Annotated in this window: 23 protein-coding genes; 2 read left to right on the forward strand and 21 right to left on the reverse strand. The window is 45.1% G+C overall.

Annotation, left to right across the window (positions count from 1 at the left end; translation table 11 throughout):
- Positions 1–23: 23 nt before the first annotated feature.
- The 6 genes from NQ489_RS12975 to NQ489_RS13000 form a co-directional block, all read right to left on the reverse strand.
- On the reverse strand, positions 24–725 hold the full coding sequence (locus NQ489_RS12975) for a transglutaminase-like domain-containing protein (protein WP_015527132.1): 702 nt from the start codon (positions 723–725) through the stop codon (positions 24–26).
- A complete protein-coding gene (locus NQ489_RS12980) occupies positions 715–1,383 on the reverse strand; it encodes a class I SAM-dependent methyltransferase (RefSeq protein ID WP_044962031.1) in 669 nt (222 codons plus the stop codon). Before NQ489_RS12980 ends, NQ489_RS12975 begins: the two co-directional genes overlap by 11 nt.
- Positions 1,384–1,397: 14 nt before the next feature.
- Positions 1,398–2,309 (reverse strand): ketopantoate reductase family protein, encoded by a 912-nt coding sequence (locus tag NQ489_RS12985; protein WP_044962024.1) that lies wholly within the window; start codon positions 2,307–2,309, stop codon positions 1,398–1,400.
- Positions 2,310–2,328: 19 nt separating this feature from the next.
- Complete coding sequence (locus tag NQ489_RS12990) at positions 2,329–3,111, reverse strand: ZIP family metal transporter (protein WP_021652375.1); 783 nt, start codon at positions 3,109–3,111, stop codon at positions 2,329–2,331.
- A 168-nt stretch (positions 3,112–3,279) separates the two neighbouring features.
- Positions 3,280–3,822, reverse strand: a complete 543-nt coding sequence (locus NQ489_RS12995; protein WP_227945538.1) for a 5-oxoprolinase subunit PxpA — start codon at positions 3,820–3,822, stop codon at positions 3,280–3,282.
- Positions 3,823–4,072: 250 nt separating this feature from the next.
- Positions 4,073–4,921 (reverse strand): hypothetical protein, encoded by an 849-nt coding sequence (locus NQ489_RS13000; protein ID WP_227945659.1) that lies wholly within the window; start codon positions 4,919–4,921, stop codon positions 4,073–4,075.
- 12 nt (positions 4,922–4,933) lie between these two features.
- Between NQ489_RS13000 and NQ489_RS13005 the strand changes: the two genes are divergently transcribed.
- Positions 4,934–7,246, forward strand: coding sequence for a heavy metal translocating P-type ATPase (locus NQ489_RS13005; RefSeq protein ID WP_021650630.1), 2,313 nt, complete (start codon positions 4,934–4,936; stop codon positions 7,244–7,246).
- 134 nt (positions 7,247–7,380) lie between these two features.
- The gene (locus NQ489_RS13010; RefSeq protein ID WP_022427364.1) at positions 7,381–7,692 is read left to right on the forward strand and encodes an ArsR/SmtB family transcription factor; all 312 of its coding nucleotides are present in this window, start codon (positions 7,381–7,383) and stop codon (positions 7,690–7,692) included.
- Positions 7,693–7,772: 80 nt separating this feature from the next.
- Here NQ489_RS13010 and NQ489_RS13015 read toward each other — a convergent pair whose 3' ends face one another.
- From NQ489_RS13015 to proS, 15 genes are all read right to left on the reverse strand, one after another.
- A complete protein-coding gene (locus NQ489_RS13015; RefSeq protein WP_021650632.1) occupies positions 7,773–9,890 on the reverse strand; it encodes a glycoside hydrolase family 13 protein in 2,118 nt (705 codons plus the stop codon).
- Positions 9,891–10,175: 285 nt separating this feature from the next.
- Positions 10,176–12,023, reverse strand: a complete 1,848-nt coding sequence (gene ftsH / locus NQ489_RS13020) for an ATP-dependent zinc metalloprotease FtsH (protein ID WP_021650633.1) — start codon at positions 12,021–12,023, stop codon at positions 10,176–10,178.
- Positions 12,024–12,039: 16 nt separating this feature from the next.
- Positions 12,040–12,567 (reverse strand): hypoxanthine phosphoribosyltransferase, encoded by a 528-nt coding sequence (gene hpt, locus NQ489_RS13025; RefSeq protein WP_015527123.1) that lies wholly within the window; start codon positions 12,565–12,567, stop codon positions 12,040–12,042.
- On the reverse strand, positions 12,564–14,006 hold the full coding sequence (gene tilS / locus NQ489_RS13030; protein WP_044960944.1) for a tRNA lysidine(34) synthetase TilS: 1,443 nt from the start codon (positions 14,004–14,006) through the stop codon (positions 12,564–12,566). Before tilS ends, hpt begins: the two co-directional genes overlap by 4 nt.
- 25 nt (positions 14,007–14,031) lie before the next feature.
- The gene (locus NQ489_RS13035) at positions 14,032–15,525 is read right to left on the reverse strand and encodes a SpoIIE family protein phosphatase (protein ID WP_044960946.1); all 1,494 of its coding nucleotides are present in this window, start codon (positions 15,523–15,525) and stop codon (positions 14,032–14,034) included.
- 119 nt (positions 15,526–15,644) lie between these two features.
- Entirely contained in the window at positions 15,645–15,959 is a 315-nt protein-coding gene (locus tag NQ489_RS13040; protein WP_021650636.1) for an FtsB family cell division protein, read from the reverse strand.
- A gap of 111 nt (positions 15,960–16,070) precedes the next feature.
- Entirely contained in the window at positions 16,071–16,352 is a 282-nt protein-coding gene (yabP, locus tag NQ489_RS13045; protein ID WP_044960948.1) for a sporulation protein YabP, read from the reverse strand.
- 90 nt (positions 16,353–16,442) lie between these two features.
- A complete protein-coding gene (locus NQ489_RS13050) occupies positions 16,443–16,682 on the reverse strand; it encodes an RNA-binding S4 domain-containing protein (protein WP_015527118.1) in 240 nt (79 codons plus the stop codon).
- 73 nt (positions 16,683–16,755) lie between these two features.
- Positions 16,756–17,034, reverse strand: coding sequence for an HU family DNA-binding protein (locus NQ489_RS13055; RefSeq protein ID WP_015527117.1), 279 nt, complete (start codon positions 17,032–17,034; stop codon positions 16,756–16,758).
- A 117-nt stretch (positions 17,035–17,151) separates the two neighbouring features.
- On the reverse strand, positions 17,152–18,885 hold the full coding sequence (locus NQ489_RS13060) for a phospho-sugar mutase (protein ID WP_015527116.1): 1,734 nt from the start codon (positions 18,883–18,885) through the stop codon (positions 17,152–17,154).
- 98 nt (positions 18,886–18,983) lie between these two features.
- Complete coding sequence (locus NQ489_RS13065) at positions 18,984–19,958, reverse strand: hypothetical protein (protein ID WP_022427359.1); 975 nt, start codon at positions 19,956–19,958, stop codon at positions 18,984–18,986.
- Positions 19,959–20,017: 59 nt separating this feature from the next.
- Positions 20,018–21,358 carry a CCA tRNA nucleotidyltransferase gene (locus NQ489_RS13070; protein ID WP_021650640.1) on the reverse strand — a complete coding sequence of 447 codons (1,341 nt, stop codon included), beginning with the start codon at positions 21,356–21,358 and terminating at the stop codon, positions 20,018–20,020.
- A 260-nt stretch (positions 21,359–21,618) separates the two neighbouring features.
- The gene (gene tnpB / locus NQ489_RS13075; RefSeq protein ID WP_147602701.1) at positions 21,619–22,716 is read right to left on the reverse strand and encodes an IS200/IS605 family element RNA-guided endonuclease TnpB; all 1,098 of its coding nucleotides are present in this window, start codon (positions 22,714–22,716) and stop codon (positions 21,619–21,621) included.
- Positions 22,716–23,138, reverse strand: coding sequence for an IS200/IS605 family transposase (gene tnpA, locus NQ489_RS13080; protein ID WP_227945539.1), 423 nt, complete (start codon positions 23,136–23,138; stop codon positions 22,716–22,718). The genes tnpB and tnpA overlap by 1 nt, the downstream gene beginning before the upstream one ends.
- Positions 23,139–23,323: 185 nt before the next feature.
- Positions 23,324–24,763 carry a proline--tRNA ligase gene (gene proS, locus NQ489_RS13085; protein WP_015527114.1) on the reverse strand — a complete coding sequence of 480 codons (1,440 nt, stop codon included), beginning with the start codon at positions 24,761–24,763 and terminating at the stop codon, positions 23,324–23,326.
- Positions 24,764–24,918: the final 155 nt, after the last annotated feature.

Below are 24,918 nucleotides of genomic sequence, written 5' to 3' on the forward strand. Positions count from 1 at the left end.
ATTTTAATTCTAAAAGCTTAAAACTATCGTTCTCTAATCTTCCTGACATTACGATTCATGAGGTGTCTTCCAATATGTCTATAAGCAAATGCTTTAAAGGCTGAAATTTCTTGATGATGTTCCTTCAACAGTTCATCTGGACAATCATAAACACCAAAATCCTGATTGATTCCCTCGCTCTGAATATAAGTATTGTTCCTATCAAACTCAATAATGAGATTTCTGAAATCCTTGACTGCTACTCCATAACCGCAAAATGCACCTGTACATTCCGAATTTTGTTCCTGTAACTTCTTTATGTAGGTTTTATCCAAAATGAAAGCTTCCAGTTCGTACCACTGATTTTCGAAATTAATTTCTACCCAGCTATGGAAAATACTTTTTGGAGCATTACGGTAAACAAACCCGGTCATAGCCCCTTTCTGCAATCTTTTATCAATCGTAAAACCATGTACTCTGCATGGAATATTGCAGGCACGTAAAAGTGCCATAAATAAAGTTCCTTTTGTATTACATTGTCCATAACCATCTGCAAGTACTTTTGAAGCTGAAATTCCGTCATCAATATTATATCCAAATAAAACATCATCTCTTACATAGTTGTAGATTGCCTTAATCCTTTCAAATTCACCCATTTCCTTCCATTTCATATTTTGAATAAGTTTTTGAATTGCCGGATTAGAAAAATCAACCATTCGTGTTTCCCTAAGATACTTATCTTTCATTTCCTATCGCCTTTCCCATAGGTTTTCTCACAACACAATGCATTCGCATACCTTTACGAATTTCAAATTTTTCTACTTTTAATCCTGCTTTTTTGCAACATTTTATGACCACATCTCTTGTTGGCACTTGGACATCTCCATGTCCGCATATATTTGCCAACGGCATTTCCAATGTATTCATTAGCCATACCAATACTTTATTGTCACTGGTCACATCTCTCAGTATCAATCTTCCATTTGGGCGAAGACATCTTTTCACACTGTCAAAAAATGCCTGTGGATCCGGATAATGATGGAAGCTCATAGAACAAATAATTGCATCAAATGAATCCTTTTCAAAAGGAAAGTTCTCACAGTCTCCTACAACAAATGTTGTATTTGGTATATTTTTCTTTTTTGCCTGTTCAATCATTGCCGGAGTCAGATCCAGTCCTGTATAATACCGGTCTGGATGTTTTTCTGCTAATAAAGAAATCATCGGAGCAGGCCCACAGCCTGCATCTAATAAATCTCTAAATGGCTCCTTCTCTAATTCTTCCAGAATATCCGGATAATCTTTCTTGCACATTTCGTAAATGCCAGCATGGTTACTTTCATATCTTCCTGCTGCTTTTGTAAACTCTTTAATTGACAATTTTTTATATTCTTCATTTTTCATGCTTTTTTCTCCAATCACTGTACCTTTTTCGCCTTGCATCCGCATTTCTTCATTTTTTTCATATAAGCATAAAACTGCTTATGCAATTCCCTCATTTCATCTGGTGCCTTCATAGCATGTTGATACATAAATTTATCTCCAAAACTGCTTCCAAATGTAACTGCCAGCATAATCGTCAGAAATGACAATGGTAAAAAGCGAAAAATATTCATTTTCCATGGTGACAGTTTACCCTTTTGTTTTCGCCAAAAATTAAAATTTCTTTTCAGCCTTTCTGCTGTTTTCCTCATGATTTTCCATTCTTTTCCCACTTTCTCCGGATCGTCTGATTCATAATACGCATCTGCAATCGGTACCACCATAGCAAGATGACAAAGCTGCCATAGATGCATATCCGTTACTTTCTGGTATGGTATATGAGCATGCCTCAATATCTCTGAAAACTGCTTAGTTCTTTCGGATTTATTTCCTGATATTTCTGCAAATGTTGTTGGCTGAATCAACCTTGGAGTAAGTGCTGCATCAAGGATACCATCATCATTTATACTTCCGCCTGCTCCTGGAAAAGCCGGTAATATTCTTCCTTTTCCGACAATGTCTTCCCATTTATTGTAACTGTCCAGTGAATTTATCATTGTAACAATCGTATTACTTTTATTATTTTTCAATTCAGTAAGTGCTTCATACAGCTGGTTTTCCCGGACAGTAAGCAAGACAAAATCATAAATATCATCGTTTGGTAGTTCTCCAAGAATCCTAATCTCTGCCTTTATTACTTCCTGATTTTTCTTATATTTCAATCCATTATTTCTTAAAGCCTCAAGTCTTTTACCTCTGGCATAAATATTTGTATCATAACCGGCTTCTGCAAATAAAGCCGCATACAAGGATCCAATCACACCAGCACCATAAATCAATATTCTCATAAGAATCTTTCCTCTCCTCTTACCCCAGTGCCACATCCAAGATCATCATCAAACTAAATCCAAGTGCAAAGAAAAGCGTACCGATATTCGAGTGCTGTCCCTGAGACATTTCCGGAATTAGTTCTTCAACCACGACATATAACATAGCTCCTGCTGCAAAGCTGAGTAAATATGGTAATGCCGGGATTACCAGCTGTGCGACAAGAATCGTCATTACTGCTCCAATCGGTTCAACGACTCCTGAAAGTACACCTCCCAGAAATGCCTTTCTCTTACTTTCACCCTCTGCCCTAAGCGGCATGGATATAATCGCTCCTTCTGGAAAATTCTGGATAGCAATTCCAAGTGATAAAGCAAGTGCACCTGTTGCTGTAATCTGTGCATTTTCAGCAAGAAATCCTGCATACATTACACCAACTGCCATACCTTCAGGGATATTATGTAATGTAACTGCCAACACCATCATCGTAGTACGGCCAAGTTTGCTTTTCGGTCCCTCTGTCTGATCACTTCCAACATGAAGATGTGGAATCAAATGATCAAGTGCGAGTAAAAACAATATACCAATCCAGAACCCAACAACTGCCGGAACAAACGATAAAGTTCCCATATTCTCAGATTGTTCAATTGCCGGAATCAGAAGACTCCAGATTGAAGCAGCAACCATTATACCTGCTGCAAACCCTGCAAGTGCACGTTGCAGTAACTTGCTAAGTGTTTTTCTCATAAAAAACACGCATGCTGCACCTAGCGTTGTTCCAACAAATGGAATCAGTATACCTTCAAAAACATTCATTAGCATTATGTATTCCTTTCTGTATAGTCAAAAGTACTTTCACATCGTTCTGTTGTTAGCTTTAACTAACTATCATATATAAAAGAAACCGTGCAAAAAGCAAACTGTAATTTCACACGGTTTTCCTTATGTTTAAGTATATCACTTACGAAATCATATAACAATATAATTCTTTTAACAATTTACAAGAGAAAGATCATCCATGTATGCACGATCTACAAAAATCTCAGATGCTGTGCGAAGTCCCTTGCTCTCAGCGATATCACCAAGAACTGCTCCTGCACAGTAATAAACGATCAGATCTTTGTCATACTCACAGATTGCCTCGCAGATCGCTGTGGAAATATCCTCGTCATACTGGCAGGCATTCCCCATTGCTCCATGAGGAGCGACATGCTGAAGCTTCATTCCGTAGCTCTTGGTAAATGCAGCCAGTGCTCCGATCTGGTATCTGACGTAATTCTTAACTTCATCATGAGAGAGAACCATCTTTCTTCGTCCAAAGCCAAGAAGATCCGGATATCTAGGATGGGCTCCAACCATAACGCCACGTTCCTTTGCCATGCGGACTACCTTATCCATTACCATCGGATCGCCTGCATGCCAGCCATATGCTACATTTGCTGTTGTGACATATTTGATGATCTCTTCATCGCCGCCAAGCTTATATGCGCCAAAGCTCTCACCCATGTCACTGTTTAAGTCGATACTGTACATGTTGCTACCTTTCTTTACTTGTTGAAAGTATAACATGTTAAATAAAAATAATAAAATAGATTATTTTTTCAGAATATATTAATATTTTCTATATTTCTTTTGCAATAAATTTTACTTTTCTTTGATCCGTTCTTTGAAAAGCTGTTGACAAAGATTTTTATATATGATTAAATAGTCATATGAACATTAATTCATATATTCATATAAAAAAACAAACGAATCAGCAAGGAGAGTTCATATGGAAGAAAAATTAAAGAAAGATTCCATGAAGTCCGCAGATTCCTGCGGCTGCGGTCACGAGCATGCGCATCACAGCCATGATGAGCATGAAGAACATCACGATCATGAGCACCATCACCATGATGATCACTGCGTCTGTGGTTACGAGAATCATGACCATGAAGATCATGAACATGAGCATCATCACCACCATGAGCACTGCGGCTGTGGTTGTGAGGATCATAAACATGAACATCATGAACACGAGCACTGCGGCTGTGGCTGCGGGGATCATGAGCACGAACATCATGAACACGAGCACCATCACAGCCATGGCGAGCACTGTGGTTGTGGCTGCGAGGATCATGAGCACGAACATCATGAACACGAGCACCTTCACAGCCATGGCGAGCACTGTGGTTGTGGCTGCGAGGATCATGAGCACGAACATCATGAACACGAGCACCATCACAGCCATGGCGAGCACTGCGGCTGTGGCTGCGAGGATCACGAGCACGAACATCATGAACACGAGCACCTTCACAACCATGACGAACACTGCGGCTGTGGCTGCGAGGATCACGAGCACGAACATCATGAACACGAGCACCTTCACAACCATGACGAACACTGCGGCTGTGGCTGCGAGGATCACGAGCACGAACATCATGAACACAAGCACCTTCACAACCATGACGAGCACTGCGGCTGTGGCTGCGAGGATTCCGAACACGAACATCATGCACACGAACACCATCACCACCATAACGAGCACTGCAGCTGTGGCTGCGGGGATCACGAGCATGAGCACCATGGTCACTCCCACAATGCTCTCACCGCAAAGCGTGTCTACATTCTGGAGAACCTCGGCTGCGCTCACTGTGCTTCCAAAATGGAGGAACGGATCCAGGCTCTTGAAGGCGTCGAAAGCGCTACCATTACTTTTGCAACAAAACAGCTTCGCTTAGGGGCTGCAGATCCAGACGCTCTGCTTCCGCAGATCCGCAAGATCTGCACATCCATTGAGTCTGAAGTTAAAGTTGTTCCGAGAAATCCAGCTCCGGCAGCTTCCACTGACATAACAACTAAGACCTATCTTCTGGAGAATCTAGGCTGCGCTCACTGCGCTTCCAAAATGGAGGAACAGATTGCAAACCTTGAAGGCATTTCCGAAGCAACCATCACTTTTGCAACAAAACAGCTTCGCTTAACTGCAAAGAATCCGGATCGATACCTGGATCAAATCCGTAAGATCTGTACATCCATTGAATCCGAAGTTCTTGTAAAAGAAAAGGATCCGAAGCCAAAGGCTCAGTCCCCAACAACAGCGACTCACCAAACCGCTTCCAAGAAGAAATTTTTCTCCAGGGAAAACGTAGATATCATCTGTATTATCATCGGTGCAGTACTCTTCGTTGCCGGAGAGATCATGGAACACAAAGGCTTTGGTACCAGTGCCACTCTTCCTGTATTTGTGATCGCATACCTGGCGCTTGGGGGTGTTATCGTTGTAAAAGCTGCCAAAAACATCTCTCACGGACAGATTTTTGACGAAAACTTTCTCATGAGCATTGCAACACTTGCCGCTTTTGCCATCAATGATTCTGCTGAGGCCGTAGGCGTTATGCTCTTCTACCGCATCGGCGAGCTTTTTGAGGAAAAAGCCGTTGAACGAAGCCGCGGGCAGATCATGGATGCCGTAGACCTTCGTCCGGAAGTTGTAAACCTGGTCACAGGCGATGATATCCAGGTAATTCCCTCTGAAGAGGCTCAGATCGGAGACATTCTTCTGGTCCGTCCCGGAGACCGCATCCCTCTTGATGGTATCGTAATTGAGGGAAACAGCCGTATCGACACTTCTCCGATCACAGGAGAACCTGTACCGGTTGCTGTAAATGAAGGTGATGAGATCACTTCTGGTTGCGTCAACACCTCCGGACAGCTTAAGATCCGCGTGGAAAAACCTCTGGAAGAATCCATGGTCACTCGTATTCTGGATTCCGTAGAAAACGCGGCAGCAAGCAAACCGAAGATTGACCGCTTTATCACACGTTTTGCCAGGGTTTATACTCCTTGTGTTGTAGGAATCGCAGTGGCAACTGCCATACTCCCATCCCTTGTTACCGGAAACTGGCATTACTGGATCTACACAGCCATTACTTTCCTGGTAATGAGCTGCCCTTGTGCTCTTGTACTTAGTATCCCGCTGGCCTTCTTCTCCGGGATCGGTGCCGGTTCTAAAAAGGGTATCCTTTTCAAGGGTGGCCTTTCCATCGAAGGATTAAGTAAGCTCGGCGCTGTGATCATGGATAAGACCGGTACTATCACAGAGGGTAACTTCCAGCTTCAGAAGGTTGTTGCCACCGGTAAATACACAGAAAATGAACTCCTTTCCATGTGTGCAGGCTGTGAACAGAACTCCACACATCCTATTGCGAACAGCATCGTTGCTGCCGCAAAGGAACGTGAGATCCAATTTGAAAAACCGATCTCCCTGGAAGAAATTTCCGGTCACGGGATCGTTGCGGAAATGCCGGAGGGAAAAGTTCTCTGCGGAAATCGCAAGCTGATGGATAAATTCGGAGTTACAATCGGAGAATTAAAGGAAGCCGCTTACGGCTCTGAAGTATTTATGGCAGTAAACGGAACCTTCGCAGGATATATGCTGATCTCCGATACCATCAAACCTGACGCAAAGGAAGCCATTGCTTCTCTGAAAAAGCTTGGTCTCCACACCGTTATGCTCACTGGAGACTCCGAAGACAGTGCACAGGCTGTAGGAAAAGATGCCGGGATCGATGAGATCTATGCAAAGCTTCTTCCGGAGGATAAGCTCAATGCCCTGAAAAAGGTCCGCCAGGCACATGGAACGGTTATGTTTGTCGGTGACGGTATCAACGACGCTCCTGTTCTTGCAGGTGCTGATGTAGGTGCTGCCATGGGAAGCGGTGCAGATGCTGCCATTGAAGCCGCAGATGCCGTATTTATGAATTCCAATGTAGATGCGATCCCTCAGTCCATCGCCATTGCACGAAGCACAAACCGTATTGCATGGCAGAACGTAATATTTGCCCTGGTGATCAAGATCGCAGTTATGATCCTTGGTCTTGCCGGACATGCTAACATGTGGATGGCCGTATTTGCAGACACTGGCGTTGCCATGATCTGCGTGCTGAATTCCATTCGTATCCTGTATAAAAAATAAGATCCGTTCTGCAGGGCAGATATCCTGCAGCGGATCCCTGTGCATCCATACAACTCCCCAGTGATGCAGAAAAGAATTTGACCGGTGCGTTTTTTTCAGCTACAATAGAAGTTAACAGTTTGGAGGATGCGCAAATGAAGAAAACACATATAGATTACCCGATCAATGATGATACACTGTACCGGCTTGCCGACCTGTTCAAGGTTTTCGGTGATCCTACCAGGATCCGTATCCTGTACGTACTTTCTGTGGAAGAGCTCTGTGTTCAGGATATTGCCGATCGTCTTTCCATGACCCAGAGTGCCATTTCCCATCAGCTCCGGGTACTGAAGCAGATGTCACTGGTCAAATTTCGAAGAGATGGAAAAACCATTTACTACTCCCTGGCAGACAGCCATGTGGCAACCATCATGAATCAGGGTCTGGAACACGTTACAGAAGAATAACTCATAAAACACAATGCAAAAAGCCAATCTGCTTCCTAATGGAAGAACAGATTGGCTTTTTTCTCTGCCTTACTCGTGCATCATTTGTATTTATCCCTCGCCCTGTGGTGAAGCACCATCGCTCCGTATGCAGGCATCTTCACCTGAAGAATCCCTGCATCTGCAATATATTCTTCCGGCATTTCCGTATAACCCTCTCCGGAAGAAAGCATCAGGCGCTGAAAAGCCGTTGCTTCTTTCCGGCTTACACCGGTTTTCCAGGCTGTTACCCTTATGTCTCTCTCCTGATCCTGATTATTAAGGATCACTATGATCTGTTCAGAATCAGAAAAACGACCATAGCTCAAGCCCTGATGATCGTTCCACAGAAATTCCAGGGAACCCTTTGCAAGAATCGGATATGCCTTGTGTATGCAGATCATGCGTTTATGAAAGTCCAGCATCTCCTGGTCTTCTTTTCCCCAGGGATAAGTTCTGCGGTTATCCGGATCTGTAAAGCCGCAGACGCCGGCCTCATCCCCGTAATATACCGTAGGCGAACCAGGCCACGTCATCTGGATCACAACAGCCTCTCTCATGATGGCAGGATTGATGCCTGCAGATGCTGCCTCTGCGCCTGCGTAGGAAAGCCTTCCTACTCTGTGATTGGTCCTTGTCAAAAATCTGGAATGGTCATGGTTTGAAAGCTCATTCATGGCTCCATAAAGCGCTCCCATATGCAAAGACTGCATATGATGCTTCATCGCCCCGATAAAGGCCTCACTGTTGCCATAAAGGTCCTCCCGGTACTCATCACTGTGCTTCTCCATTCCGGTCAGGAACCAGGTTACAGGCTCCATAAAAGCGTCATAGTTCATAACCGTATCCCACTCATCGCCGCGAAGCCAGCTTTCCGGATTTCCGTAGTGTTCTGCAAGGATCACTGCTTCAGGATTGGCTTCTTTTACTGTCCTCCGGAACTCTTTCCAGAAGTGATGGTTAAAATCATTGCTGTGGCCCAGATCTGCAGCTACATCCAGTCTCCAGCCGTCTACGTTATACGGCGGCGAAACCCATTTTCTGCCCACATCAAGGATCGTCCGGCAAAGCTCCTCAGATTCTTCGTAGTTCAGCTTTGGCAGGATATCATGGGTCCACCAGCCGTCGTAGGTTGGATTATAGGGCCAGCGGTTCTGATCCTGGAAGCAGAAGAAAGAACGATAAGGGCTGTCCGCCGAAACATAAGCCCCCTTCTCGTAGCCTTCCTGATTTTCATAGATCCGTTCCCTGTCCATCCATTTATTAAAGGATCCGCAATGGTTAAATACCCCATCCAGGATCACTTTCATCCCTCTTCTGTGAATTTCCTCCACAAGCTCCTGAAAAAGCTTATTACTGGCCTCCAAATTCCGTTTATCGGTCACACGGCGGATATACTTAAGGGCATGACTGTTATCACTGTCTCCGGGACTTAACAGACCATCACAGTCCGCTACGATCCTTCCGATATGCGGATCGATATGATCGTAATCCTGACAGTCATACTTATGGTTGCTGGGAGAGACAAAGACCGGATTCAGATAGATCACATCTACTCCAAGCTCCTGAAGATAATCCAGCTTATCCATAACTCCCTGAAGATCGCCGCCATAAAATTCCCGGACACCCATCACAGCCGGAACCTTTTCCCAGTTATCCACTTTTACGGAAGTGTCCCCGATATAGAAATATTCCCCTGTTTCCACATCATTGGAAGGATCTCCGTTACAGAAACGATCCACATAAATCTGATACATCACAGCACCCTTCAGCCACTCAGGCACATGATATCCGGGATAGATCTCAAATTCTGTCCTTTCCTCATGTCTGGTGCTTACACCATTTGTATCATAATAACAGGTAACAAGTCCTGAATGGATCTCAAAGTAATATCGTACAAGATCTTTTCCCATTACGATCTGTGCAGTATAATAATCAAAGCTTCCGGAAGTTTTTTCCCGCTTCATTTCCAGATATTCTCCGTCATGCACAAGACAGACGTTGTCCACGTTATTTCTCTGGGTACGAAAACGGATCGTAACTGTATCACCTTCCCGCGGCTCCACAGGTGTACGGTAATATTCCGTCCCGTCACTGAACATTGCGTCTTTATTTAATACCGGACTCATATTGAGTATATACCGCATCTTCTTTGCAGTCTCCATGCTTTCATATAACATTCTATCTTCCTCATTCCGTTTTTAGTACCATGTTTTAAATATATTATCTTAATTTTTCCATCCCGCAAGCATATATATCTGTTTTCTCCGTAATTCGTCTTTTATTTTTGGGCAGTAAAAAAGGCAGCTGGTTAAGCTGCCTTTTTTGGAGAAGGTATTTCTTCTTATGGGGTGTAGCAAAAACTATATAATGTATTGGGGGGTTTTTACGGTATTTATAGTACCATGTGTCCACCAAAAAGTGTGCACAAAGTTCACAAAATTCAATATTTTTTTTTGTGCATTTTATTCGTTTGTTTTTGCAACCTCTTCTTTTTCTGTTGTAAAAAGTGCTTCAAACTCTTCACGATGTATCTTTTCCTTCTCGAGAAGAAGGGCCGCACAGCTGTGAAGAACGCCGATATTCTCACGGATGATGCTCTCTGCGTTCTCATGGCACTCACGGATGATACGGGAAATCTCCCCATCGATCTCTCTTGCCACTTCCTCACTGTAGCCTCTGGTATGTGCCAGATCACGGCCGATAAATACCTCATCGTCATCGTTGCCGTAAGCGATCAGACCAATTTTTTCAGACATACCGTATTTCATTACCATAGAGCGTGCAGTCTCTGTGGCACGTTTGATATCATTGGAAGCACCGGTGGTGATATCTCCGAAGATGATCTCCTCAGCCACACGTCCGCCAAGAAGCGTGGTGATATCCTCCAGCATTTTGTTCTTTGTATTAAACATCTCATCATTATCCGGCAGCGGCATGGTGTAGCCGGCAGCTCCCATTCCCGTAGGGATAATGGAAATGGTGTATACCGGATCCATATGAGGAAGTACATGGAACAGGATCGCATGGCCTGCTTCATGATAAGCTGTGATCTTTTTCTCTTTATCAGAGATGACCTTGCTCTTCTTTTCTGCACCGATCCCGACCTTGATGAATGCTTTCTTGATATCCTTCTGCATGATATAAGGACGGCCCTCTTTTGCAGCATCAATGGCAGCTTCGTTAAGAAGATTCTCCAGATCTGCACCTGTAAATCCTGCGGTTGTCTGGGCAATCTGGCGAAGATCCACATCATCTCCCAGCGGTTTGTCCTTGGCATGGACCATAAGGATCTCTTCTCTGCCCTTGACATCTGGGCGTCCCACATCGACTTTACGGTCAAATCGTCCCGGACGGAGGATCGCAGGATCCAGAATATCCACACGGTTGGTCGCTGCCATTACGATGATTCCTTCATTTACTCCAAAACCATCCATCTCTACAAGAAGCTGGTTCAACGTCTGCTCTCTCTCATCGTGGCCGCCGCCCATACCGGTTCCTCTCTGACGGGCTACCGCATCGATCTCATCAATAAAGATGATGCACGGTGCATGACGCTTGCCCTCTTCAAAAAGATCTCGTACACGGGAAGCACCGACACCAACAAACATCTCCACGAAATCGGATCCGGAAATGGAGAAAAACGGAACTCCGGCCTCTCCTGCAACTGCCTTCGCGAGAAGAGTTTTACCTGTTCCCGGAGGGCCCACAAGGATCACTCCCTTCGGGATCCTGGCACCTACCTTGGTATACTTCTGTGGGGATTTCAGGAAGTCAACTACCTCCTCCAGATCCTCCTTCTCCTCTTGAAGGCCTGCAACATCCTTGAATGTTACTTTCTTATCATCAGGGGACGACATCTTTGCTCTGCTTTTTCCGAAATTCATCATCTTCGCATTGCTTCCGCCGCCTCCGGACATCTGCCGGTTCATCATCATAAAGAAAAAGAGAAGGATCGCGCCGGTAAGCACTACCGGAAGTACTGTTCCGATCATGGAGCTGTCCTTGGGTACATTGCGGATCGTCGGATCGATATCATGTTCTTCAAGAAGCGCCTCCGCTTCCTTTACATCGGTTACGTAGACTGTCTTCTGACCATCTGAAACAATGTTTGCTGTTACATAACCGGTGGGCACTTCTCTGTTCTGATGGATCACCGCATCCGTCACTTTGTCTTCTTCCAGAGCCCTTTCCAGCTGGCCCATTGTGTAGCTGCCCTGGGTAGATACCTGGTCATTGAGATACAGATATCCTGCGATCAGTGCCACAATAAGCAGAAGGTACAGGCCTATCTTACCTGAATGCTTGCTCACTTGGTTAAATCTCCTTTCAGTCCTGAAGCTCCACTACTCCGATGTAAGGAAGGTTTCTGTATTTCTGGGCATAATCAAGTCCGTATCCTACTACAAACTCATCCGGAATATTGAAGCAGCAGTAATCTACCTCTACATCTGTCACACGTCTCTCCGGTTTGTCAAGAAGTGTACAGAGTCTGATGCTTGCCGGATGTCTGCCCTTCAGGATACGCAGCAGATAGCTTAAGGTTCTGCCTGAATCAATGATATCCTCTACGATCAGAACATCTTTCCCGTCCAGTGGCTGATCCAGATCCTTGACGATCTTTACAACACCGCTGGATTTCGTATCATCACCGTAACTGGACACAGACATGAAATCCAGTGTTACCGGGCGTGTGATCCTCTTGGCAAGCTCACACATAAAGAAAACGCCGCCTTTCAGAACGCAGATCATGTGTACATCTTTTCCGTCATAATCCTTGTTGATCATATCTGCAACTTCCTGGATACGGGCATCTACCTCTTCTTCACTGAGTAAAACCCTGATTTTTTCGCTCATGCTAAAGCTCCTCCTTGGTAATGTAATTCTAACACTCTCCCTGTAGTGGAAGTGATCTTATACTTCTCGTTCATCCGTCCTCCCGGGATCCAGAGTATCTCAGATCCTACCGCAACAACCGGAAGCCTGTCTCTCATCTCCGCCGGAATCTTCTCATCAATAAAGATCCGGTTCAGCTTCTTTCTTCCGCCTTCACTGTTTACAGTAAGATAATCTCCCTGTCTTCTAGTCCGAACGCATGGACTATTTTTTATTTTATCATAATCAAACCATTTCGTATACTTTTTTTCTTCAATCTTCTGTTTCTTATAAGAAAAAATTTTCGACTCAAAAACTCCGAAAGGACTTTCCAGAATTCCAGGTACCGGAAGCTCCATAGACATTTCTCTGAGACCTGCTGATACTTTTTTTTCAGTGGAAGCAGCATTCTCTCTGTCTGATGCAGAGTTCTTTTTCAGACATACCCCTCTGTACTGTCGTATTACCCGCAGCGATTCCGGAAGGTTGATATAACGACCGTTTTCTTTTTTTTGAAGCGAAAGGACCTGGTCCACATGAAGAGATGTAAAGTCCTTACGTTTTCCTGCCAGTATCTCAAACGCCTCCATCACCGCATATTCCTGAAGGATAGGATCCTGTGCAAAAAATTTTTCATCCAGAAGATAGCCATTTTCTTTCCGGCAGCCTGCCAAAAGCTCCCTTCCCTTTTTCTGAAGATACGAATCTGCCTCTGCCAGAACCCGTGCGGTTTCTGCCATATGCTCCACCGCTTTTGCATTGATCTTCTGTTCCATAGCCGGAAGAATATGGTTACGGATCCGGTTTCTTGTATAGTCATCTGAAAGATTGCTGCTGTCTGTGATATAGGAAATACCTCTCTCTTTCAGATAATTGACGATCTCCTTCCGTTCTAAACACAAAACCGGCCGGATGATCTCACCATTTACCGCCTGTATCCCGGAAAGTCCCCGGATACCGGTTCCCCTTGCCAGATGATGCAGCATAGTCTCTGCCAGATCGTTGCGATTATGTGCCAGCGCAACCCGGAACTGTCCGTTCTTTTTTGACTGTTCTCCGGAAAAACCAAGTCTCTTTTTTTCCTCCTGAAACGCCTGTTTTCGCACGATTCTTCCGGTTTCTTCTTCTCCCAGCTTCCACTTTCCGGAAAGTTCCGGAACCGGATAATGCCTGGACCGGAAAGGGATTCCCCAATCCCGGCAGATTTTTTCCACAAACTGCTCATCCCGGTCCGCCTCCTGGCCCCGGATCCCATGATGGACATGAACCACTTCCATGGAAAAACCGATCTCTTTCTGAAGACTTTTCAAAATATGAAGCATTGCTATGGAATCCGCCCCTCCGGAAACCCCTGCCACAACCATATCCTCTGCTTTCAGCATCCGATTGTCTCTGATATATTTTCTTACACGTGTGATCATTTTTTCTCCTGTAACCAAAAATACTCTATTTTTTCCACAATCCTGCCACAACTACTGTCATATCATCCCTGGCATGATAATCACTGTATCCCAGGACCCTTTCCAGTATTCCCCGTCCCATCTCCCTGGGCTCTTTTTCCCGGACATCCATAATGATCTCCTTCATGGTTTCCTCTTCCCGTTCTGTAGGAAGTGCATCCAGAACTCCATCTGTCATCATGATCAGATAATCTCCATGATAAAGCTTCCTTGAGGCAGTATCAAAATCCAGCTGCTGGACCAAGCCTGCTGCAAGATTTTCCGAAGCAATGGATTCCACCCAGTGATCTCTTTTAATAAATGTGGAAGACGCCCCTGCTTTCAGAAAATCACAGATCCCGGTATAAAGATCCACCGCACAGATATCGACAGTAGAAAACATCCCTTCCCGTCCTTTCAATAGCAGTGCGGAATTCACCATTCTGGCAGCTGTTTCCTGAGAAAAGCCGGATTCCAGAAATTGTTCCAGAAGTTCTACCACGATCTCGCTTTCTTTAAACGCTTCTATTCCGGAACCCATCCCATCAGACAGACAGAGAAAAAACCTGCCATCCTCTTCCTGACGACAGATATAATTGTCTCCGGAAACCTTTTCCGCTTCTCTTGTAAGCCGCGCTACTCCGTAAAGCATCTGATAACTGACATCCTCCACAAAATGGACCATACGAAAATCTCCATTTACAATACTGCGGCTGCCGGCGTCCGGCGTCATGGAGCTTCCGCAGATCCTGGACAGGATCTGTGCGATCTCTGTCATGGAAACACACTGTCCGCTCCTGGCTCTCAGATTCAGAAATATCTGCCGTCTTCCTTCGATCTTATCCATGACCCAGACATTCTTTACAAGTACATGCTTTTTACGAAGAGCCTTTTTCAGATCTTCCTGAAACTGCGGATCTGCCGGCATGATATCATACAGCTCTTCTGCCATATGATCCATGATCCTCGAGATTTCCGTCAGCTGCTGTGCAACTGCAAGCCGGCTTTCGATCATCCGGTTATCCCACACGAGATTCTGCCTTTCTTCACGAAATCCCTCATTCAGGACCTGAAAATACTGGGCGGAACGGCCACATGCTCCCATCCATTCACTGCGTGCTCTCTGGATACTCTCTTCATTGCCTTCCTCCATGGTACGGATCATATTCTCACTGCCCCGCATGGTTTCCCCGGCACGCTCTCCCCAGCAGATCTCTCTCTGATAACATCTGGAACATACAGCCGCACTGGTGTCCGATATGATACGGTTCAGCTGTCCTCCGCTCAAAAATTCCTTACGGTAAGGCATTCCGTAGAATGTATCCGCAAGCTTCCGGAAGGATGCTGCATACCGTTCCACTTTTTCCTTCTGGGGATGGCTTTCACAAAGCGGCAGCATTTCTTCTTTTTCCTTCGTTTTTCCCGAAAAGACAGTTTTTGCCATGTCCCGGAGTATCAGCAGTATGCTGACTACGAGCATGGCAATGATCCATTCCTGCATATTTTCCCCTCCCCTTATAACCTTCACTGACTGAACATTATAAAGGAAGATCCCTGAAATATCTGTCAAAGCCGCACGAAAATGTCAAAAAAAATTTCGTCGAAACCTTTGATTTTCAGCTATTTTTCTTCCTGAAACACGATCTCGTTGTCTTTCACAAGTCCCAGCTTCTCACGAGCCGCCTCTTCCACATATTCGTCGGTCTTCATATGTTCTTTCTCTGCTTCGATCTCCTTGGTACGTTCCTTCTCACTTTCAATGGACTTCTCCAGTGCTGTAGCTTTGGAATCATAATAATCCCTGCGCCGTTCCAGAGTCTTACTCTGCAGCATAAGGCTTCCCAGCAACACCAGTGCGATCACCATGATCCCCGCCATGCCAAGATAATTATATCCGATCCTTTTTTTTTCTTTTCCATTTTTTGGATTTTTCAATCTGCTGCTCCTTTTTTACACAATCTGATCTCTTTACCTTTTACGAGCTTATACATCCAAATTTTACAACTTCTTCAAAAAAATATCAACCGGTTTGCTGTCATTTTAGCTTTAATGGAACAGTCTTTTTAAAAGGGATCCTTCTTTTTTGTCCTTTTTCCTGCCAAGATAGGTAAGACTGTCGATTTTTCCCTCCAAGCTAAGCTGCCCGCTTTTCAGATCAAGATGTTTTACATGAAGTCCTTCGCCTTTTATGGATAACTTTCCTTCCTCTGTATGCAGCAGTATTTCTTTTTCATCGAAAGAGATCACCTCCCGGATTCCCGTTATGGTGCCGCCTTTCTGCCGCTCCAGCATCAGACTGTGAAATGCTGCCGGTTTCTTCTCGTCCAATCCATACCTCCCTGGGGATGATTTCTCTTTTATTTTATGAAAAATCCATCCGGAATAGACCATCAAGCCCAAACGGCAGCTGTCCCTGCATCAGATATAGCGGAACATGCTTTCCACCTCATCCTTTTTTACCGTTTCCTTAACTTCCAGGACTTCAACCTTTACATTACGGCTTCCAAACTGGATCTCCACAGTGTCACCGGTCTTTACCTGTACAGAAGCCTTGGCCGGCTTGTCATTGACCAGAACTCTTCCTGCATCGCAGGCTTCATTTGCCACCGTACGGCGTTTGATCAGTCTGGATACTTTCAGATATTTATCAAGACGCATAATTTTTCCTCCTAAAAAAGCAGGGGAAACCAAAAACCGGTTTCCCCTGCCGTTATCACTCTGAACCAACAGATTATTTACCGTTGACAACGTCCTTTAAAGCTTTTCCTGCTTTGAACTTCGGAGACTTGGAAGCCTCGATCGTCATGGTCTCACCAGTCTGAGGATTTCTTCCCTCTCTTGCAGCTCTTGTGCTTACTTCGAAAGTTCCAAATCCAACCAGCTGAATCTTCTCGCCTTTTTTCAGTTCATCTGTTACAACATCGATAAAAGATTTCAGAACAGCTTCTACATCTTTCTTGGAAAGATTGGTGTCTTTCGCCATTGCTGCCACTAACTCTGTTTTATTCATGGTGTTTCCTCCTATAATTGATGTTCTCTTATTTTTGACTTTGCTTTATATATATACCGCTTTTGGCTTATAATGTCAAGGTTTTTCGCATATTACAGGCGGAATGTGACCATTTTATCATTTCATGGAATCAACCATTTCGAGAACAGCCTTGCCCATTGCATCGGATTTCTCGTCTGCATCTGCAAGAGATGTTCCCTTAACGCCATAATAGAATTTAACCTTAGGCTCTGTTCCGGACGGTCTTACGCAAACCCATGCATCATCGGTAAGCTCATAGTAGAGAACATTGGAATTCGGAAGTCCTGTCGGCTTCTTCTCACCTGTTGCAAGATCTGTGATCTCATCCAGCTTGTAGTCACGTACAGCAGTCACCTTATGTCCGGCAAACTCAGCAGGCGGATTCTGACGAAGTGTTGTCATGATCTCCTGGATCTTCTGAAGTCCCTCGATACCCTTCATGGTAACTGCCTGAATGGCATCCTTATAGTAACCGAACTCCTCATACATATCGATCATTGCATCCCAGAGAGTCTTGCCCTGTGTCTTATAGTAAGCAGCAGCTTCGCAAAGTGCCATGGTAGCAACAATGGCATCCTTGTCTCTTGCATAGGTTCCGATCAGGCAGCCGTAGCTCTCCTCAAATCCGAAAAGATATGTACCCTTGCCACTGTTCTCAAATCCGAGGATCTGCTGTCCGATGTATTTGAATCCGGTAAGTACTTCGATAAGATTCACGTTGTATCCCTTGGCAATGGCATCTGCCAGGTTTGTTGTAACGATAGTCTTTACAAGAGCTCCGTCCTCCGGAAGGCTTCCGTTTACAGCCTTTCTCTGGCTCAGCTCATAGTTTGCAAGAAGGCATCCGGACATGTTACCGGTAAGATCATGATACTCTCCGTTTTTATCCTTTACGCGGACGCCAAGACGGTCTGCATCCGGGTCTGTGGCAAGTACGATGTCTGCATCCACTTCCTTCGCAAGCTTTAGGCCAAGCTCAAATGCCTCTGCTGCCTCCGGGTTCGGATAGCTGACTGTCGGGAAATCCCCGTTCGGAAGCTCCTGCTCCGGTACTACATATACATTCTCAAATCCAAGCTCTTTAAGGATCCTTCTGGCCGGGATATTGCCGGTTCCGTGAAGAGGTGTGTAAACGATCTTCAGGTTCCTGCCCTCTGCCTGGATCGCATCCATATGGATGATCTGTTTCTTAAGCTCTGCCATGTAAGCATCATCGACAGCCTGTCCGATCACTTCGAAAAGTCCTGCCTTTACTGCGTCTTCCTTGTCCATGGTCTTTACGGTATTCCAGTCGGAGATCGCCTTTACCTCGCCCATGATACCGGAATCATGAGGTGGTGTGATCTGCGCGCCGTCCTCCCAGTAAACCTTGTATCCGTTGTATTCCGGAGGATTGTGGCTGGCTGTTACGTTGATACCTGCCACACAGCCCAGATGACGTACTGCAAAGGAAAGCTCCGGTGTCGGACGAAGTGTCTCAAAGATATAAGCCTTGATCCCGTTTGCTGCCAGGCAAAGTGCTGCTTCCTGGGCAAACTCCGGTGACATATGACGGGAATCATATGCGATAGCAACTCCCTGGGATTTCTTGTCAACCTTGGCAATATAGTTTGCAAGCCCCTGGGTTGCTCTTCTTACCACATAAATATTCATACGGTTGGTACCTGCGCCGATGATACCACGCAGGCCTGCCGTACCAAACTCTAGATCCATATAAAAACGCTCTTTGATCTCATTCTCGTCGTCTTTGATCGCTTTCAGTTCTTCTTTTGTCGCCTCATCGAAGTATGGGTTTTCAAGCCACTGATTATAGATTTCTTTATAATCCATGTTCCAAAATACCTCCCTGTTTCTTTATATAAGATACTTAATATTATATAACAATTTTCAGAAAAAGGGAAGTTTTGTTTTTGTCACATTCAGAATCATTACTGCCTGAAGCACTGTTTTGAAAATTCCTCCCACTGTTTTTTCTGATGGATCAGGGTTCTCAGCTTTTCCACATTTTTTCCGGAGATCACAGCCTTGTTATGTGTATAATAATGATTTGCCAGTTTCCAGTATTTTTCCGGATAACAGAACCGGACTCTCAGGTTCTGCCACTCAGACTCCGAGAGCGGCCGTACGGAATCATATGCAGAAAGCATCTTCTGCGCGAGGTGCAGATCCCAGCTGTATTTCTCCAGGATTTTCCGCATAAAGCGGTACAGATCTGCCATCTGCACATCAAAGCTCCAGTGACTGAAATTCGTCACCGCTGTGTTTTTCCCAAGTATCAGCACATTATGCTGATTATATTCGCCATGACAGATACTGCCGCTTTGAAGAGACTGCTGCCGCAGATTTTTATAATCCGTGGTTTCCAGCATAGCTGCCGCTTCTTCTCCTTTTTGCAGAAACCATTCCACGCTTTTCAGATAATCTTTCTCAAAAGAATTGACCGCTCCTTTTTTTCGGATAAAACGGCGTATTTTTTTCATTTCCTGATTATGCCGGATATATTCTTCCTGCAGATTTCTTCCCGCATAATCCATTTCCACAGGAAGCTGCATGATCTTGTGGATCTGTGCCAGAGTCCGGATGCTTTTTAAAATATCGTTTTCGGATCTCGTGTCACATTCCCGTCCCTCAAACCAGATCTGTGCAGTATATGGAACAGAATCTTTGTCCCTGCTTACCAGTACGCCTTCCCTGTTTCTGAGATAGGCGTCCACAAGACAGTTCTGTTCTTTCATTTTTTCAAGAAGCTGCTGCTGCATGGAAAGCTTTTTTTCCGAGCCATGAAATTCCCGGAGTATCACCGGACCTTTTTCTGTCCGGCACAGAAGTGCCCCCCGCACCCTGCCGGAGAATGAAGCCGTAAGCCCATACTGCTCCAGCACGCTCAACCCATAATCATACAAAAAAGTTCCCCCCTGCCTTATTTTACGTTCTATTTTATGCAGGGGGGATTTTTGTTATTCTATTCGGTTTTTATGCTGTCTTTTTCTGCTGTTTCAAGAAGTTTTTCTTTTGTATTAAGGGTTGGATCTTTCAGCACACAGTCAAGAAGTCTTTCGAGCAGTGCTCCCAGTGCCGGTCCGGCCGGATGTCCTGCCTTTATAAGATCCTTTCCGGAAACTGCCAGGGTTTTCAGAGATGTACATTCACCTCTTTCAAGGATTCCCTGATAAGCTTCCGTCACACCGCTTAACCGTGCCAGCTTCTCCTCTCTCCTGTAAGTACTCTGGGATAAAAGATCTGCCTTCTGCACTTTCAGATACAGCGGAAAAAGCTCTTCTCCGATAAGATTCACAGCTCTCCGCACATCCTCGGCGTCCGGAGTGGGACGAAGATCATGATACCGGATCAGACGACAGGTATTTCGGATCGTTACATTATCAAATTTCAGACGGCGCAGGATCTTCCCCGCCAGCTTCTCGCCTGCAGGACCATGAGTCTTGAAGTGGTCTCTGCCATTCTCATCTGTCTTTTTTACAACCGGCTTGGCAATGTCATGAAGAAGCATGGTGATACGGAGAAGCCGGTCATTCTCGATTTCTGTAAGACTTTTCAGAATGTGTTCTCCCACTTTATAGCAATGATGAGGGGTATTCTGCTCGGTTTCCATACAGGCGTCAAATTCCGGAAGAAATTCCCGGGTAAGACCTGTCTCCCAGGCGGTTCGGAGATAATCCGGATGATCGGATACCAGAAGCTTTACAAGCTCTGTCTGGATACGCTCTGCACTGACATGCTCCAGATTCCCCGACATCCGCGCCAGTGCCGCTTTCGTATTTTCCTCCACAGTAAAACCAAGCTGTGCGGAAAAACGCACTGCACGGAGCATCCGAAGAGCATCCTCTGTAAAACGTTCCACCGGATCCCCGACACAACGGATGATCTTCCTATTGATATCCTCCATTCCGCCAAACAGATCCACCAGTCCATGCTCCGGATGATAAGCCATGGCGTTAATGGTAAAATCTCTTCGTTTCAGATCTTCCTCAAGACTCCTAGTAAAGGTCACGGCATCCGGGTGACGGCCATCATGATATTCTCCGTCCACACGGTAGGTTGTCACCTCAAAGCCCTCTTTGCCCATCATTACAGTTACTGTTCCATGCTGGATCCCCGTATCTACAGTTCTGTGAAAAAGCTCCTTCACCTGCTCTGGAAGTGCGGAGGTAGTGATATCCCAGTCCCCAGGCACCCGGTCCAGGATGGAATCCCGGACACAGCCGCCGACTACATAAGCCTCATAGCCGGCTTCATTGAGAGTACGCAGGATCTGTTCTGCTTTTTGTGGTATGTTGATCGTCATAATAACTCCTCTTGATGATCGCTGCTGTCCATTCAAAACACGTTTATATTTCGCTGTATCAACTCCATGTCAGCAGCTGAATAATATTCTGATATGTTTTCCTTAACGCTATTTTGACACTCCCCACAGCTAAAGCAGGGGGATTCTTGCTTCTCCCACTACTGCATTGGCAAACACCTTACGGTACTGCAATGTCTTACACAGTGTCCACAAGCTATATTTATACTGTTCCCGTATGCCCTACGGTACAGTTTTTATATTTATGCAGACTGCATCTGCAGTCCTTTTTTCAGAATATTGATACTTGCATTCGTATCCCGGTCATGAACCGCATGGCATTTGGGACACTCCCAGATACGAATGCCTAGATTTTTTATCCGTGGATTTCTGTAGCCACAACAGCTGCAGGTCTGACTGCTCGGATACATCGTTGGTACTCTGTGAATTTCATTTCCATACCAGCCAGCTTTATATTCCAGCATTTCAAAAAATTTTGCCCAGGAAACACTCGCTATCGATTTTGACAGTTTATGATTCCGGATCATCCCCTTAACATTCAGATCTTCAATACAGATGGTTTGGTTTTCACGCACCAGCATCGTTGACTGTTTCTGCAGGAAATCATTCCGCTGATTGGTTACTTTCTCATACACTCTTGCCACCCTGATCCTCTGCTTCTCGCGGTTATGGGAATCTTTTTGTTTTCGGGAAAGCCTGCGCTGTTCTCTTATGAGTTTTCGCATTGAGCGTTCCAGATATCTGGGATTTGATACCGTATTTCCATTACTGTCGGAGTAGAACGCTTTGATCCCGACATCAATCCCTATCGTTCCGCCAGCATTTGAGCGTGGTTCCGGTTCAAAATCAACATTTAAAACCGCAAAATATTTTCCAGCCGGTGTGTGCTCAATGATCACGTGATTAATCTTTTCCACTTCCATCGACTGCCGTATTTTAACAAATCCAAGTTTCGGAAGTTTGATATATCTTCCCACAATACGAATATTATCTTTTTGATTTACCGTTCTGTATGACTGGAACCGGTTATGTTTACTTTTGAAGGTTGGATAGGAAGCCCGTTTCTCAAAGAAATTCACAAATCCCCGGTCGAGATCCCGCAAAGACTGCTGTAATGCAATGGAATCTGCTGCTTTCAGAAAGGCAAACTCCTCTTGCTTTTTCAGTTCAGTCAGCATGGCGGAAGTCTGGGAATAGCCGATCTTTTCCCCATTTTCATAGCCTTCCTTCCGCATGGCAAGTCCCCGGTTGTAGATGAACCGGCAGCATCCCAGGGTCTGATGGATGAAGTTTTTCTGTTCTCTGTTCGGGTAGATCCTAAATTTAATTCCTTTTTGCATTATCCCATCTTATCCTTTTGTCTCTGCGATGTTTTCTGGTTTTCAATATACTGTTTTACTGTTTCCTGCGGAGCACCGCCCACCGTCGATACAAAATAGCTGTTTGTCCAAAGAGTCGGCATTTTCGTTTTAAGATAGGAAAATTCCTGTCTTAAACTTCTGGACGTATAGCCTTTAAATGACTTTACAGCTTTGTGGATGCCAAACTGAGGATCTACTTCCAAAAGCATATGAACATGGTCTGGCATGATCTCCATTTCCAAAATATCTACAGAAAGATTTGCAGCATACTCTGTGAGCAGCTCCTTCAGCCGGACGTCCACACCATTAATTAATACTTTTCGTCTATACTTTGGACACCATACTACATGGTATTTACAGGAATAGACGACATTGTTATTTAATTTATATGTTATGTTCATATTTATATTATACTATGGTTCATTAGTTAATACAATTACTATTTTGTCCATCTTCAATTACTTGCATAAATTCGATGGACGCGTCTTATATCCCCATAGCCGAAGCAAGGGGTTTTACGACGCATTGGATAAAAACAGCGGAGCATATTTTGCCCCGCCGCTGTTTCTGCAATATAAATTATATTTTAGTATGCGCGTCCCCAGTAAACCATCTTCTTAGCCGGTTTTCCGCAACATACGCAAACGTCGCTTAACTGCTCCTGCTCAAATGGCATACATCTGGATGTTGCCTGGAAATCTTCCTTGATCTTGTCCTCACATGCACGATCACCGCACCACATAGCTTTGATGAATCCCGGTTTGCTGTTGATGATCTCACCGAACTCCTCATAATTCTTTGCTACGTAAGTATGTGCCTCTCTGTGTGCACGTGCGCGCTCCAGCATATCATGCTGAATGGTATCCAGAAGCTCTTTTACCTTATCTGCAAGCTCCTCGAAGGATACTGTGTATTTCTCACGGGTATCTCTTCTGCAGAGAACTGCCTGGCCGTTTTCGATATCCTTCGGGCCACATTCCACACGAAGCGGGATACCACGCATCTCCTGCTCAGCAAACTTGAATCCCGGGCTCTTGTCTGTAGCGTCAACCTTTGCACGGATGCCTGCTGCCTTCAGTGCTGCAAGAAGCTCGTCAGCCTTCTCCATAACACCCTCTTTACGCTGCTGGATCGGAATGATCACAGTCTGTACCGGAGCGATCCTCGGAGGAAGAACAAGTCCGCTGTTGTCACCGTGAACCATGATGATCGCACCGATCATACGGGTTGTCATTCCCCAGGATGTCTGGTGAACATATTTCAGTGTGTTATCTTTATCTGTGTACTGGATTCCGAATGCTTTGGCAAAGCCATCTCCAAAGTTATGGCTTGTACCGGACTGGAGAGCCTTACCGTCGTGCATCAGAGATTCGATGGTATAAGTAGCCTCAGCACCTGCAAATTTCTCCTTGTCTGTCTTCTGGCCTTTGATGACCGGAATCGCAAGAACTTCCTCGCAGAAGTCTGCATAGATGTTCAGCATCTGGATGGTACGCTGCTCCGCTTCCTCAGCTGTTGCATGAGCAGTATGTCCCTCCTGCCACAGGAACTCTCTGGAACGAAGGAATGGACGTGTTGTCTTCTCCCAACGGACAACGGAACACCACTGATTATATACCTTTGGAAGATCTCTGTGGGACTGGATCTCTTTCTGGTAGAAATCGCAGAACAGAGTCTCAGAAGTCGGACGCACGCAAAGTCTCTCCTGCAGCGGATCAAGGCCGCCATGAGTCACCCATGCAACCTCCGGAGCAAAACCTTCTACATGATCTTTCTCTTTATCAAGAAGAGACTCCGGGATAAAGATCGGCATGTAAACGTTCTCTACACCGGTTTCTTTAAATCTGCGGTCAAGCTCATGCTGGATATTCTCCCAGATCGCATAACCTGCAGGTTTGATCGCCATACAGCCCTTAACACTTGTATAGCCACAGAGCTCAGCCTTCTTAACAACGTCTGTATACCACTGAGCAAAATCCTCATCCATAGATGTGATGGCCTGTACTAATTTCTTTTCTTTTGCCATGATAAATCTCCTTTTTCTTGTGATCTGTTACATATTGCCGGCTGTCAAGCAGCCACAGCAATCCGGAATCCTTCCAGCTCACTCTTCTGTCCCATAAACCGTACACTGCATTTACAATCCCGTTTTATGGACAAAAAAATAAGCCATCCAAATCC

The sequence above is a fragment of the Blautia sp. KLE_1732_HM_1032 genome, from assembly GCF_025147905.1.
GTDB lineage: Bacteria > Bacillota > Clostridia > Lachnospirales > Lachnospiraceae > Blautia_A > Blautia_A fusiformis.

What these genes read in the sequence shown, in the direction of transcription:
- NQ489_RS12975 (WP_015527132.1), bottom strand. Translation starts at nt 725, where the DNA reads ATGAAAGATAAGTATCTTAGGGAAACACGAATGGTTGATTTTTCTAAT.
- NQ489_RS12980 (WP_044962031.1), bottom strand. Translation starts at nt 1,383, where the DNA reads ATGAAAAATGAAGAATATAAAAAATTGTCAATTAAAGAGTTTACAAAA.
- NQ489_RS12985 (WP_044962024.1), bottom strand. Translation starts at nt 2,309, where the DNA reads ATGAGAATATTGATTTATGGTGCTGGTGTGATTGGATCCTTGTATGCG.
- NQ489_RS12990 (WP_021652375.1), bottom strand. Translation starts at nt 3,111, where the DNA reads ATGCTAATGAATGTTTTTGAAGGTATACTGATTCCATTTGTTGGAACA.
- NQ489_RS12995 (WP_227945538.1), bottom strand. Translation starts at nt 3,822, where the DNA reads ATGTACAGTATCGACTTAAACAGTGACATGGGTGAGAGCTTTGGCGCA.
- NQ489_RS13005 (WP_021650630.1), top strand. Translation starts at nt 4,934, where the DNA reads ATGGAGGAACGGATCCAGGCTCTTGAAGGCGTCGAAAGCGCTACCATT.
- NQ489_RS13010 (WP_022427364.1), top strand. Translation starts at nt 7,381, where the DNA reads ATGAAGAAAACACATATAGATTACCCGATCAATGATGATACACTGTAC.
- NQ489_RS13015 (WP_021650632.1), bottom strand. Translation starts at nt 9,890, where the DNA reads ATGTTATATGAAAGCATGGAGACTGCAAAGAAGATGCGGTATATACTC.
- hpt (WP_015527123.1), bottom strand. Translation starts at nt 12,567, where the DNA reads ATGAGCGAAAAAATCAGGGTTTTACTCAGTGAAGAAGAGGTAGATGCC.
- tilS (WP_044960944.1), bottom strand. Translation starts at nt 14,006, where the DNA reads ATGATCACACGTGTAAGAAAATATATCAGAGACAATCGGATGCTGAAA.
- NQ489_RS13035 (WP_044960946.1), bottom strand. Translation starts at nt 15,525, where the DNA reads ATGCAGGAATGGATCATTGCCATGCTCGTAGTCAGCATACTGCTGATA.
- NQ489_RS13050 (WP_015527118.1), bottom strand. Translation starts at nt 16,682, where the DNA reads ATGCGTCTTGATAAATATCTGAAAGTATCCAGACTGATCAAACGCCGT.
- NQ489_RS13055 (WP_015527117.1), bottom strand. Translation starts at nt 17,034, where the DNA reads ATGAATAAAACAGAGTTAGTGGCAGCAATGGCGAAAGACACCAATCTT.
- NQ489_RS13060 (WP_015527116.1), bottom strand. Translation starts at nt 18,885, where the DNA reads ATGGATTATAAAGAAATCTATAATCAGTGGCTTGAAAACCCATACTTC.
- NQ489_RS13070 (WP_021650640.1), bottom strand. Translation starts at nt 21,358, where the DNA reads ATGACGATCAACATACCACAAAAAGCAGAACAGATCCTGCGTACTCTC.
- tnpB (WP_147602701.1), bottom strand. Translation starts at nt 22,716, where the DNA reads ATGCAAAAAGGAATTAAATTTAGGATCTACCCGAACAGAGAACAGAAA.
- tnpA (WP_227945539.1), bottom strand. Translation starts at nt 23,138, where the DNA reads ATGAACATAACATATAAATTAAATAACAATGTCGTCTATTCCTGTAAA.
- proS (WP_015527114.1), bottom strand. Translation starts at nt 24,763, where the DNA reads ATGGCAAAAGAAAAGAAATTAGTACAGGCCATCACATCTATGGATGAG.